The sequence below is a fragment of the Prevotella sp. P3-122 genome, from assembly GCF_002251365.1.
Classification (GTDB): Bacteria; Bacteroidota; Bacteroidia; order Bacteroidales; family Bacteroidaceae; genus Prevotella.
In genome coordinates this window covers 24133-37653 of the sequence record NZ_NPJH01000002.1, presented here as the reverse complement: position 1 = coordinate 37653, position 13521 = coordinate 24133, and the positions used below count along the sequence as shown (strand labels likewise).

Genomic DNA, 13521 nt, shown 5'->3' with positions numbered 1-13521 from the left:
ACTAAGCTTCTGTGTGAGCCTCCTGCTTGTCATCCAGCACCGTATAGATGGAGTTGTTGGACTTGTATTCGGGTACAATCTCCTTCATCTTGGCGACAATCTGCATGTCGTCATATCCCGTAGATAGCTGGATAAGCTCTTCTATGCTGTTGTTGACAGTTGTAAAGTCGTATTCCCTAACCTTGGCTATCCTAATCTTATCGTGGAACGACGGCAGGGTATCCTCATGGTTTGACAGCACTTCCTCGTAGAGTTTCTCGCCAGCCCTGAGTCCCGTATACTCTATCTTCACGTTCTTGGCTCCCGACAGCTTTATCATCTTCTTGGCTAGGTCGGCAATCTTTACTGGCTTGCCCATATCGAAGACGAATATCTCTCCTCCCTTTCCGTGCGTACCGGCTTCGAGTACCAGCTTGCAGGCCTCGGGGATGAGCATGAAATACCTGATGATGTTTGGATCGGTAACCGTCACGGGACCTCCCTCCTTTATCTGCTTCTCGAACAGTGGTATTACGGAGCCGTTGGAACCAAGGACGTTACCAAATCTCGTTGTCACATACTGACAATGTTGTTCCACCGTGCCATTACTCTGCTCCCTTAGTTTGGCGTTGAGCGACTGAACGTATATCTCGCAGATACGCTTGGAGCATCCCATGACGTTTGTCGGGTTAACAGCCTTGTCTGTGGAAATCATTACAAACTTCCTGACGCCGTATTTCTCGGACAGGTCTGCTATGATTTTTGTTCCGTATACGTTGTTGATGATGCTCTCTCCTGGATTGTCCTCCATCATCGGAACATGCTTGTAGGCTGCTGCATGGAACACATAGTCGGGTCTGTACTTGTTGAATATCTTCTCCATGTGCTTTGTATGCGTGATGCTCGTAACGATGGTATGAGCCTTCACCGACGGGAAGCTGTGTAGCATCATCAGACGTATGCTGTGCTGCGGAGTCTCGGCTTGGTCCACCAGTATCATCTCAGCAGGCTTGTACACAGCAATCTGCCTAACCATCTCGCTACCTATCGAACCTGCCGAGCCCGTAATCATAATCTTCTTGCCTGTAAGCATGGCTCCTACAGCATCCATGTCAACATGTATCTCGTTGCGGGGCAGCAAGTCCTCAACAGAAATCTCGCGCAGGCTTTCAGCCTCGAATTCCTCGATACCCCCTTGCTCTTCCGTCACTGACATCATGTATATGTGTATGCCTGCATTGATGAGTATTTCCTGCAATTTCTCGTTTTCACGGAACCTCGAGTTCTGCAGAGGACTTACAAGAACAGCCCCGATGTTCATTTCCTTGATAGTCTCTGCGAGGCTGTCGTCTGCGTTATATACCTTTACGCCCATCAGCACACGGCCACCGTAATGGCTCTCATGGGCGATGAAACCTCTCAGATGGAACCGTTCGGGTTTCTCGTTCCTGATGCTCTTGGCAAGGCTTATGCCTCCGTCCTTTACTCCGTAGATGAGGGCGCGCACGCCCTTCTTGGAACTGAACATCACGTCGTAAATGGTCTTGATAATTACACGCACGGAGACAATGCCTGCGGTGGCCATAAGGTACATGGCAGCAATCTGGCGGCCCTGCAGTCTGATGAACTCCATGTCCCACCAGTATATCAGGTAGTGCATTATCTCGGCTATCACCCACGATAGTCCCATGGCGGCACCAATGCGCTGTAGGTCAACAAAAGACGAATAGCGGATGATGCCAGTATATGTTTTGAAAATCCTGAAACCAATGATATTGAAAATCATGTACATGAATATCGTCTTGCTCAACAGTACGATATTTCCCAGCGTGACGGCTCCGTGATAATACAGCCAGAACACAAAGATACCTGCGAGATAGCATATCAGGCAGTCAAGTATGAACACCACCCAGTAGGGCAGCGCATTCTTGGTAAAGTACCAGTTTAGAAGTTTGTCAATAATGTTCATGTGTTATTTGGTTGGAAAAGAAATTTTAGTTTTATTTGTCAGTTAATCCCTCTTATCTCCTCTTATCTCCTTTTATCTCCTCTTATCTTCCTTTATCTCCTCTTATCTCCTTTATCTCCTCTTATCTCCTATTTACTACTTGCGAACCAACGGCCATCGTCCGAAGGGTAAGGTAAAGTTGAGTTGAAAATTGAGTATCTATCTGATGGCTTCCTTCACCATCGCTATTATAAATCGTGCGTCTTCTTCTGTAACGCAGGGACCGCTTGGAAGGCATAGGCCGCACCGGAACAGTTCCTCGCTAACCCCGTTGGTATATGCTGGGGATGACTTGTAAACCGGCTGCTTGTGCATGGGCTTCCATAGTGGACGGCTCTCAATGTTGGCCTTGTCCAGAAATATCCTCATGGCCTCTACGTTCGCATTGGGCTCGCAGTCCGTATGGACATTATCCGACTCATGTACGAAACCGGCTGCACCACCAACGGCTCCCTTTACCATTTCCTGATACACATCTTCTTGTCCTACTACGGCAAGATGCTCGTCAAGAGTGATGGTGTTAAGCCAGAAGTTGCTCCTCATGCAGTCATCAGTCTCGTCGTGGAATGTTATACCGTCAATATCCTTAAATCCCTCTCGGTATATATCAGCTATATGTCTGTGATGTTCAATATGTTCTTTCAGCACTGTCATCTGTCCGCGGCCTATTCCTGCACAGATATTGCTCATCCTGTAGTTGAAGCCTATCTCCGTGTGCTGATAATAGGGGTACGACTCTCTTGCCTGCGTAGCAAGGTACATTATGTGGCCCTTGGCGTCGTCGTCAGGACAAATCAGGGCACCACCTCCGCTTGTTGTTATCATCTTGTTGCCGTTGAAGCTCAGAACGCCATATTGTCCAAATGTGCCTACAACACGGCCATCGTATTCCGAGCCAAGTCCCTCGGCCGCATCTTCAATCAGCGGTATGTCGTATTTCTTTGCCACGGCTACAATCTCGTTTATCTTTGCAGGCATGCCATAAAGATATACGAGCACAATAGCCTTGGGCTTCTGCCCAGTCTTCTCCGTCCGGTCAATGATGGCAGCCTCCAGCAGCTCAGGATCCATGTTCCAAGTATCTTTCTCTGAGTCTACAAACACGGGCTTTGCCCCAATGTATGTCACAGGATTGGCAGATGCGCAGAACGTGAACGACTGAACCAAGACCTCGTCGCCAGCCTTGACACCGCAGGCAAGCAGGGCAAGATGCACGGCTGCAGTGCCTGCACTCAATGCCACAACTCTTTTCTCTCCATTAGAGCAGAACTGTGCCAAGTCTTCCTCAAAGCCATTTACGTTTGGACCCAAAGGCACCACCCAGTTGGTGGCGAAAGCCTCCTGTATGTATTTCATCTCATTGCCCGACATGTGGGCAAGGCATAGCAAAATTCTTTTCTCACTTCTTTTCATAGAAATATACCTTATGTGGTTTTTGTTGATTACTTCCCTTTGGTCAGTGGGGCCTGGGGGACAATCCTCCCACAAAAAAATGATTAATTTATTTAAGTTTCTGAACTACCAACAATCTCCCCGATTTCCGAAAGTTGAGTTGATTTAGGTTTCGCTGCTTATCCGGCAGCCCTTTACACAAGAGTAGCTATCAGTTCCACCGGCAGTCCCGTAACTTTTGATATGTCATCATCCGTCATTCCCATCCTCTTGAGATTTATGGCAACTTCCGTCTTACCCTCATTATTTCCTTCGGCTCTTCCTTCGGCTCTTCCTTCGGCTCTTCCTTCGGCTAATCCTTCTGCTCTTCCTTCTTGTAATCCTATAGCTCTTCCTTCGGCTCTTCCTTCGGCTAATCCTATAGCTCTTCCTTCCGCAAGCCCCTCAATTTTCGCAGTATCCAGCACGTCATTTTGAATCATTATGTCATCGATGTGTTTATCGTATGCAGTGCGTTCCTCCTTGGTCATTTTCAGATACTGCAATTTCTGTTTGGCCTCTTTCAGGCCAGGCGCATCAGTGGAATCTGAAATCTTTCCACTTTTCAGATATTCAATCCATTCCTCCAATGGAGTCTTTGCCACTTGGTTGAACTCGTTGACTCTGATAATGAAATATTCGGGGAATAACTTGTCTGGAGTTTTCATCTTCAGTACATTCTCCTCCTTGTCGCTAATCTTCAGAGTGTCACCAGTATGGACACCTACAAACACTGTCTTGCCGTGATACAGATAATCTGCGCCAATACCCAAGTCAAAATAAAGGATGCTTATGGAGTACACCTTCTTTACCTTGTCGTATTTGTCGCCGAGCGATATGTGTTCAGTAATGGCCTTCGAGACACCATATAGAATGCGCTCAAGGTAGAATCTCTCCCTTGTCAATTGTATCTCTACGATGATAATCTCTCCAAGGCTGTTCTTTGCTTTTATGTCTACCCTGTTGAATTTATCATAGTAGTTTTCCTGATTACCCTCGCTTTCCAGTATTTCCACTATGTGTACTTCTTCGTTCAGAAGAACCGTTATCAGTCCTTCCAGAACAGCAAAGTTGGCTTTGTCTCTGAGCATTCGTTTTGCCGCCCAGTCAAATCTTACATATTTGTTATCTTCCAACATGTCAGTTCCTCCTATATGGTTATTTGTTGCAAATGTAGTAAAAAAGTTTCAATCTGCAAAACATTAGTGATGGTGAAAAACAAATTGCTACGATTTTCATCATATTATCTCGTCGTTATATTCCATCTTTTTGCCTAACACCGTGCAAATTATCATCTGGATATCCTTGATGAAAGAGTAATGGCTTAGGTAATATAAGTTTATCCTTACCTTGTCTGGATAAATAACCTCATCATTGTATTGCTTCGGATTATCGACATTTGCGAGCAACTCCTCCTCGTTTCTGTATTTCAGGCTGGCTGGTCCAGTAATACCTGGCTTCAGTTTCAGGATATCCCTATCTTTACCATCAAGCTTGTCTGCATATCCAGGAACATCGGGACGTGGCCCGACAAAACTCATGTCACCAATCAGCACATTCCATAATTCCGGCAGTTCGTCCAGTTTGTATCTCCTCAACTTCTCACCAAGAGGAGTAATCCTGTTCAGCTCTTCTGCAGCAATGGAAGTGCCATCCTTTGATGACTTGTCTACGGTCTCCGCCTGCTTGCTGACCGTCATTGACCTGAACTTGTACACAGTAAACAGTCTCCCGTGTTGTCCTACTCTTTTCTGACAGAACAGTATTGGTCCAGGCATCTTGACTTTTATCAGTATGGCAACAATCAGCAGTACTGGACTAAGCATTATCAGTCCTAACAGAGCGAATAACTTGTCAAATATAATTTTTATTATCATCTTGTATAGCAGTTAACTGTCTTTTTATAACCCGCCTATAATTGTGGTTCACCAGGAAAACGAAAACAATGACGAAGATAAAGGGAGAAGAAAGGAGATAAGAGAAGACAAGAGAAGACAAGAGAAGTTAAGAGGAGACTAGAGGAGATAAATGACGTATGTTTAAGCATGACTTTTATTATTGTTATTTAACCTTTCGAAATACTCGAACCATTCGAACCCTTCAAACTCCTCAAACTCCTCAAACCCTCGAACCCTTCAAACTCCTCAAACCCTCGAACCTCTCGAACTCTTCAAGCCCCTAAAGTCTTAATATATATATGAACAACCTGAGTTCGATGATTACGAAATGTTTTCACTCCTTTGGTCATTGGCCTTTGGAGATATAGGTTCGTCTATGATTTCGATAAAATATTCTCGTTTTTCAAAATCTTCATTTATTATTTTAATATTGCTTGCTTTTATGGCGCTTCTGTAAGATGCAATATTGTCCATGGAAATTGTTTCGTACAGTCTTAAACCGATGGAAAAACCTATCTCGTTAAGCAGTTTGTTCATGGCCGTGCCAAGGCCTTTGTTGCGATAGTCTATGTCTACCATTCTACCTCTAAATCCTTTACCATGAAAGAATGAGCGAATGAAGAAGTAGCCTGCGATAGTAGGTTGCTTATCGTCGCATGGTCTTTCAGCGTCATCTTGAGTGCAGTCTATAAGAAAGAATGCAAGGAAAGCCTTGTTCTTTTGAAGACTCTGTATAGACTTATAGTCGAACCCATGAGGCTTGAAGAATGTGAATGCCTCAGCAGGTTGTTTTGCGAAGAAATTCACGATGTCCTCAGTAGAAACATCTTCCATTCTCATAATCTTGTATCCGTCAGGGATTGCACTGAAACGAAAGCGACTTACTGTTTCCCCATACCTTATGCTGAAGAGAATTGAATTAAATCTTTCTGTAAGGTCCCACAACCACGGGAATTTGTCCCTAATGACATGTGCTATTTTGTAACCTATTGCCATAACCGTTATTTATTTCTCCAGTATCATATCGTAGAAGTCCAATAGGCAACGTTTTACAAAGTCCTTGTCGAACCGTGATGCTATCATGGGGCGTGCGTTACCTGCCAGAGTCTCTCGTAAAGAACTGTTTTCGTAGATGCTTTTCATAGCAAGATACAGTGACTCCGCGTCACGTGGAGGAATAATGATGCCGTTATTGCCGTTCTCAATTATTTCTCGTGAACCGTTTATGTCCGTCACAATACATGGCAGTCCCATGGCTCCTGCCTCAAGTACGGTGTTGGGGAATCCCTCTCTGTAGCTTGGGAATACAAAGCAGTCACATGCCGCATACTGCGCAACCAAGTCGTCACCCGATTTTGGGCCTGTTGTTATTATGGCATCGTGGCAGTCAATGAATTCTTGAGTGTCGTGCCGTATAGGGTCCAAGTTCCTCTCGTAGTTTCCTGTAAGCACAAGTCTTGTATTGTGGTGCTCTTGGTTTAATCTCACAAAAGCCTCAACAAGTTCGTTAATACCCTTGTCGCCAACTATTCTTCCAACAAACAGGAAAGTGAAGGCTTCTTTGTCCCTGATGTGAGATGCAAGTTCTGTTATCTCTTTCCTTTCGGAGAATCTCTCCATGTCAACGCCTCTAACATTGCCATATCCAAGTACCTTCATTGGTTTCTTGGTGATGTGGCTCTGAAGATCATTCTTTACGCCCTGTCCTTCAGGTATGATGTGAGTAGCGCAAGTGCATGTCAGCCAATCTGTAAACATAAGTATTTTCTTACTTATACCACTTGCGGTTGGCCATACCAATCCTGTAAAAGTGTGAATGCGTAGAGGTACCCTTGTAATCCAGGAAGCCACCATACAGAGAAGTCCTGCTTTGGGCGTCATGGAATGAACGATTAAGGGCTTTTCTTTTGCAAAAACTCTAATTAGCTTTACTAAAGACAGGAAGTCTTTGACAGGCGACATCCTTCTGTACATGTCAACTATGGTGGTTTTAGCCCCTAACGACCTTATGTGTTCCAGTTCTGGCCCATCTGAAGAGACTGTTACTATTTCGAATCCCTTTTTTTGTAAGTCTGGTATCATGGATGCGAAAAAGTCCACCGACATGGATACTGTTACCGCTCTTATAATTTTTTTCTCTCTTTTCATACTTGTAACTTGAAAACCACATGGGACACCTCTGTTCCCGTTTCTTCCTATTTCGAGTTGATTATTCTGTAGTACACATTCTCGTATTCCCTTACCATCCTGCTCAGGTCAAATTCCATAGCCCTATTAAGGCAATTCCTGGCAGTCGTGTAATATAGCTCGTTGCTCTTGCCCAATGACATTATTATTTCTGCCAGTTCTTTGTAGTCCTCGTGCCTGAACATCATTCCATATCCTTTCGTTACTTCCCTTAGCCCGTTCACATCAGAGGCAACAAACGGTTTCCCGGCGCTCATACCCTCTACATTGCTGAGGCTCAGTCCTTCCCAGTGTGATGACATTACGACAATGTCGGCAGCCTTGAGCACGTTTGGCACATCCGACCGAAGTCCAAGAAAACGGACACGTTCTTTTACTCCTGTTTCCTCTGCCAGTTTCCTTACCTCATTCTCTCTTACGCCGATACCAGCGAACCATACCTCGTATTGTTCTTTGTCCAGGAGAGCCATTGCTTTTACGACGGTGTCTTGGTCTTTGGCCTCTCTAAACCCTGCCACCATAACTATCGCTGTCCTGTTGCCCTTCAGTCTTGTGAGTTCTTTGTCCGCTTCTGCTTTGTAGATGGCATTCACGTCTACGCCATTATTTATTGTCGACACCTTATTATATATGTCAGAGTCTGGGCGTGTCCATTTGCCGCCCATGTATTCGCGCAGCTTGTCCTCCGCAATCTTGCTGATGCATACGGCATGGTCATACCGCCCGTACATCCAGCTCTCTATCGGTGCGTACCATTTCCAGTTGCGTTTCCTGTTCGACGTAGTATGTTCTGTGGTGCACAGACCTGGTTTCGAAATCATGCTCGCTATAGCCACAAACAGCTGGGGAGAAGAGTTGTGGGTATGTACCAGGTCATAATTCCTCATAAGCTTGGCAAGTTTCAGAATATGGAGAGGGTTGTATACCGATGTACCGAGGCTTATCACCCTGATTGCCTTTTCGCGTAGTTCCTTGGTGAATATGGTTTCTTCGCCGTCCAATACACAGACGTCTACGGTGTGCCCCAACTCTGTCATCGCTATCGCCATCTGGGTGACCAAGTGCTCAGCACCGCCGATATGTAGTGATGTGACAACTTGTAGTATTCTCATGATTGTAGATTCTGCTACCTATGTTCTGATATTACTCCTTTTATGTTTATTTACGCTAAAATACATATTGTATTTCACATAACCAAATGTTTATTCCGCTTTTTTATTTCTTTTGCAATTCTGTTACCCCTTGTTGCATCATATCTTGGGTCACCAGTACCCCCCTTTGTCAGTTACGAATTTTAGTTTCGTATGTGATAATTCTCTATGTATAAGGGTTTTATTTAAACCACAGAGTTTAAGAGAACCAACGGTCACCGTCCGAAGGGTAAGGTAAAAAGAGATTTGTGGTTTTATAGAGTAGGTCGCAAGCGACAGAGGACACAGAGTTTCCATGCGGCAAACATTATGCGCAGCTCTCTATGAGCTCTAAATGCCTTGGCATTCACCCTCTTTCATTAGTATAAATACTCTATATCTCTTAAACTCTGTGGTTTAAAATAACTTCCGAAAGTTGAGTTACGAATTACAAATACCAGTATTCCTCTAATGAACCCACTTGTCCCGCAAATGCATTATTATACCTATTGGGGCAAGCACATTCCACGCGGCACCTATCCGTTGGCCGTTACTATGTCCCTTGCAGCACAACCTGAACCGCCAGAAGTTTATCGCAGCCTTCGCCTTTTCCTTTAGCGGCACGTCATACCCGTTCAGTTCCGCATACGTCATCATGCTTGCTATTGGACTGTTCATGCGTATTCTTACTATATTGTCCGTTAGCCCTCCGTCAATATAGTCGCGTAGGTATATAACATCCGGGAACACCAGTAGCCTGTATTTCTGCGCTATCCTGTTCCATACCAATGCCTCGGGACAGAATTTCTCCCCGCTTATTTCAGGGAACGGAAACTCCTTCAGAACAGACGTTCTGAATACTTCGCACATGTCCCCCGTAATATTGTGTTTGTATCTCAACTCAAGAGATGATGCTGTAGTATTTATTATAGGCTTACCTATTATGTCTCCGTTTCTATGTGCCATGTATCCGCAGACCCCTGACAAGGTCTTGTTGGCCATTATCATCTTGTATCTCTTTTCAATCGTCTCTATCGCAGTAGGAGGCAACTCGTCATCGCTGTCTAGAATCAGAAACAATTCACCCTCTGCTACATTCACTCCCATGTTGATTGCCGTATGCTTGCCTCCGTTCGGCTTCTTGAAGTATCTGATAGGAAAGGAACCGTCATGCGAGCTGATTATCTCCGCAACAGCGCTGTGAGTGTTGTCCGTGCTCCCGTCGTCTACGATTACCCATTCAAGGTTCTTGCTGCTTTGATTCTTGATGCTGTCGTATAGCGGAGCCAAGAAATTTGCCCTGTTGTATGTAGGTGTGAATATTGTTATCATTGTTTCTGTTTTTTCCCCAGCTGATTCAGGATAACTCTGGTGAACCATTTTATTTGTAGAATTTGTCTTTGTCGTAATTTTGGTCATATTCATATTTTTCATATATGAAGTCACCTTCTCTGTGTCCGTTTGTGAAGAAGGTCTTGTATGGGTACAATTGTATTCCCCATGCCACAAGAATTCTAACGAACAGGAAGAAGCATACAACTATTAAGCCGACGTTATGTATGGCGGTCTTTTTGCATCTTGATGCTATGTAACTCAATGTTGCGAATAGTCCCATAAGATAATACCATCCCAAGCGTCCACCGTTCTCTGATTTGATGAAGAATAATAGAATTCCGCAGAAAGCCAGAGCCATATTCAGCAGCACAACTCTTTTAGGCTCATTGGGGATGGTCCTGTATTTTGATAATATAAAGAACAGGAAGAAGCATGCCTCTATGAGGTAGGCTATACGGAAGCCGCTCGTGTCCTCAACATACCCTGCAGCACGTTCGCCAGAGTCAGAAACATCTCCATATGCGGCAAACATAGCTGAAGGTAATGGAGTTAATCCAATAAGCAGGCACAATCCCATTACAGTAATGATTGTATTCTTAGTGAACTTCCTTACCGGTATGAAGTACATTGGGAAGAATATCAACGCCGAGTTATGGAACAGGAATGCCAGTGCCATTACACCTACAAATGGCCAAGGCCGTCTCTGTATGATATATTTAATGGATAACCATGCTATGCCCACCCCTAACATCTGCCTCAGGTAGGTGAATGTAAAGAAGAACATCAACGCCAAGAATAACATCACCCCAAACGGGTAGTTCTCCACATACTGCTTGAAAGACCTGTATAGCAGGGTGTATATCATTACTGTTACGATAAAAATAAAGATATACCTGTTTTTTGTAATGATAGCTATTGCAACATTCAGGAAGTCATAGCCTATTTCCTTGTCGTACAACTCAAAGATAAAACTTTGGAATATGTTGCCTCCGTTGTCTATGTTGTTTGTCACATCATTGAACAAATCCGCATATATATACCTGTCATATCCTCCAAGCATGTCGGAGATACCCACGAATATGGTAGAGCATACGAAATAGTAAAACAGGAAGTTTACATTCTTCTGCTTCGACTTTACAGTCGTTAAGTATGCGTATAAAGCAACTATATAGAATAATAAGTATAAAACCATGTTATTGCTTTTCTAAAGACTTATTTCTGAGTATTTCTTTCTTTTAAGTAATGCAGCTCTATATGGGAAGCCGCTATGATACATCTTCTTGTCTCTTACGAGAAATATTTCTTCGGCATTAGCAAGCATAAAGTAGTCAACAAATGACTTCATGTAAGTTTGCTTGCTTGCGTCTGATGTGAATCCTATATGTACCACTTTGCCTGGAATTAGATAGGTATATTCCGATATCCTTTCGTCTTCCACTACCCTTGTGAGGAATGTGGAGGAGTCGGGTGTAACGAGAATCTTTTTTTCTGGATATCTGTCGTGATTTTTCTATGCACTTCAGACATCTTGCTATGTATGGTTCTCTTTGAGCTTCGGGAAGAGTTTCTCCTCCCTCCTTGAAATCTCCGAGAAGTTGTCGGAAACGGAAAGTCAATGATACATACGTATTGCTGCCTCCTATTTTGTTCAGATGATAATCGATAAGTTCCTGCAACTCTGCTGACGGCTTGAATAGATCATTGAACAACGCTCCGTATTCCTCATCCTTGCAAATCATGTTTGAGTAAACATGTATCTGCTGATAAGGTTGCTTCAGATAGTAACTGAGTATGGTGTTTTGTACAAACTGCTGGTATCTGTTTCGTGTGCTTGCGTGATATGTGAGGAGAGTGCATGGATAAACTTTGTTAGTGTCGAAACATATATCCTTTGATGATATCCTCCAGTCATATTTGTTTGGAACCAGGTAGTCCTGAAGGTGCAGCGGCTCAAAGACAATTCTGAATGGTAAGTTCTTAGTATTGCATTGTTTGTATATTGCAACTGTAGCCCTTAGCCTGTCTGATAGACCTCCAGAGAACGTGGTCTCTGGTAATACCATGTATATTATCTTTCTGTCTCCTTCATTGCAAGATAAACCATCTTCACATCTCTTTTTATATAAAGGCTTAAGTAGTGATTTCCTACAGGCAATATTGTGCCTGATAATAGGAAACCAATATAACCATGATAAAAAGTATCTTAATAATCTGTCTCTCATTTTTCTGAATTATTCGTTCTTTAAAACAATTATTTTGCCATACAGTTTCTCATTTCCTTTTTATTCTTGCCTATCCCAAGTATTCCACCAATTCTACAAATATCTCTCAATTTGATTATCTGTGTCATCCCTGGACCTAATTGCCTCCAATTATTCTTGTCCCACGGATTTCACAGATTTCCACAGATTTCGTCATCTGGCATTCATTGTCCTAACTAATCCGTGTCATCTGTGTAATCTGTGGGCTTTGTTATTCCGTCAAGTGATGAGCTTGAAAATAAGCTTAATCAGATGATTTTACGGAATATATTGTTATTGATGTTGTCACAATTGAAATTTACAAGTATACCTATGTGAATCTTAGATATTTTCATATATGTAAGCAATTGCAGATGGAATACATTCTTAACTTCTTGTACTGACTTTAGTTCAATAATTACTCTCTTTTCAACAAGAATGTCTATTCTGTAATCACATGGTAATCTTTTGCCTTGAAATATTACAGGCACAGATACCTGTTGTTCTACGTTTAGCCCCCGATTTTTTAAGGCAACTATTAATGCTTCTTCGTATATAGATTCAAGTAGGCCAGGGCCTAACTCGTTATATACGTCAAATATTGCTCCACGTATTCTGAATGTTATTTCGTTGTCTGTCATCAGTAATATAATTCTTGTTCCACGGATTCCACGCGTTTTGTCTCCGTGCAGCCTTTTTCCTACTTATCTGTGTAATCTGTGTAATCTGTGGGCCTTATTACCTCCAATTATTCTTGTCCCAAAGATTTACAGCTTCCACGGATTTCGTCACCTGGCATTCCTTGTCCTAACTAATCCGTGTCATCTGTGTCATCTGTGGGCCTTATTACCTCCAATTATTCTTGTCCCATGGATTTACAGATTTCCACGGATTTCGTCACCTGGCATCCTTTTTCCTACTTATCTGTGTAATCTGTGTCATCCGTGGGCTTTATTCCTTCCACTTATTCTTGTCCCACAGATTTCACAGATTTCGTCTCTTGGCATGCTTTTGTCCTACTTATCTGTGTAATCTGTGTCATCTGTGGGCTTTATTCCTTCCACTTATTCTTGTCCCACAGATTTCACAGATTTCGTCTCTTGGCATCCTTTGTCCTACTTATCTGTGTAATCTGTGTCATCCGTGGGCTTTATTCCTTCCACTTATTCTTGTCCCACAGATTTCACAGATTTCGTCTGTTGGCATGCTTTTGTCCTACTTATCTGTGTAATCTGTGTTATCTGTGGGCCTTATTACCTCCAATTATTCTTGTCCCACGGATTTCACAGATTTCCACAGATTTCGTCTCCATA

The 13521-nt window shown here is 43.2% G+C and carries 11 protein-coding genes; all 11 read right to left on the bottom strand.

The window, feature by feature from the left end; all coding sequences use genetic code 11:
* Nucleotide 1: 1 nt before the first annotated feature.
* Nucleotides 2–1948 (bottom strand): nucleoside-diphosphate sugar epimerase/dehydratase, encoded by a 1947-nt coding sequence (locus tag CIL02_RS00175; protein WP_094398474.1) that lies wholly within the window; start codon nt 1946–1948, stop codon nt 2–4.
* Between the two features lie 198 nt (nt 1949–2146).
* Nucleotides 2147–3400, bottom strand: coding sequence for a DegT/DnrJ/EryC1/StrS aminotransferase family protein (locus CIL02_RS00170; RefSeq protein WP_094398473.1), 1254 nt, complete (start codon nt 3398–3400; stop codon nt 2147–2149).
* A gap of 173 nt (nt 3401–3573) precedes the next feature.
* Nucleotides 3574–4557, bottom strand: a complete 984-nt coding sequence (locus tag CIL02_RS00165) for an Rpn family recombination-promoting nuclease/putative transposase (protein WP_094398472.1) — start codon at nt 4555–4557, stop codon at nt 3574–3576.
* Nucleotides 4558–4656: 99 nt separating this feature from the next.
* Entirely contained in the window at nt 4657–5295 is a 639-nt protein-coding gene (locus CIL02_RS00160) for a sugar transferase (RefSeq protein ID WP_094398471.1), read from the bottom strand.
* Nucleotides 5296–5637: 342 nt separating this feature from the next.
* Nucleotides 5638–6312 carry a hypothetical protein gene (locus tag CIL02_RS00155; protein WP_094398470.1) on the bottom strand — a complete coding sequence of 225 codons (675 nt, stop codon included), beginning with the start codon at nt 6310–6312 and terminating at the stop codon, nt 5638–5640.
* Between the two features lie 9 nt (nt 6313–6321).
* Nucleotides 6322–7464 (bottom strand): glycosyltransferase family 4 protein, encoded by a 1143-nt coding sequence (locus tag CIL02_RS00150; protein WP_094398469.1) that lies wholly within the window; start codon nt 7462–7464, stop codon nt 6322–6324.
* A gap of 47 nt (nt 7465–7511) precedes the next feature.
* On the bottom strand, nt 7512–8615 hold the full coding sequence (locus tag CIL02_RS00145; RefSeq protein WP_094398468.1) for a glycosyltransferase: 1104 nt from the start codon (nt 8613–8615) through the stop codon (nt 7512–7514).
* A gap of 486 nt (nt 8616–9101) precedes the next feature.
* Nucleotides 9102–9965, bottom strand: coding sequence for a glycosyltransferase family A protein (locus tag CIL02_RS00140; RefSeq protein ID WP_094398544.1), 864 nt, complete (start codon nt 9963–9965; stop codon nt 9102–9104).
* A 49-nt stretch (nt 9966–10014) separates the two neighbouring features.
* Nucleotides 10015–11160, bottom strand: coding sequence for an EpsG family protein (locus CIL02_RS00135; protein WP_094398467.1), 1146 nt, complete (start codon nt 11158–11160; stop codon nt 10015–10017).
* 136 nt (nt 11161–11296) lie between these two features.
* On the bottom strand, nt 11297–12190 hold the full coding sequence (locus CIL02_RS00130; protein WP_240513467.1) for a hypothetical protein: 894 nt from the start codon (nt 12188–12190) through the stop codon (nt 11297–11299).
* A gap of 287 nt (nt 12191–12477) precedes the next feature.
* A complete protein-coding gene (locus tag CIL02_RS00125; RefSeq protein ID WP_094398466.1) occupies nt 12478–12849 on the bottom strand; it encodes a GxxExxY protein in 372 nt (123 codons plus the stop codon).
* Between the last annotated feature and the right edge of the window lie 672 nt (nt 12850–13521).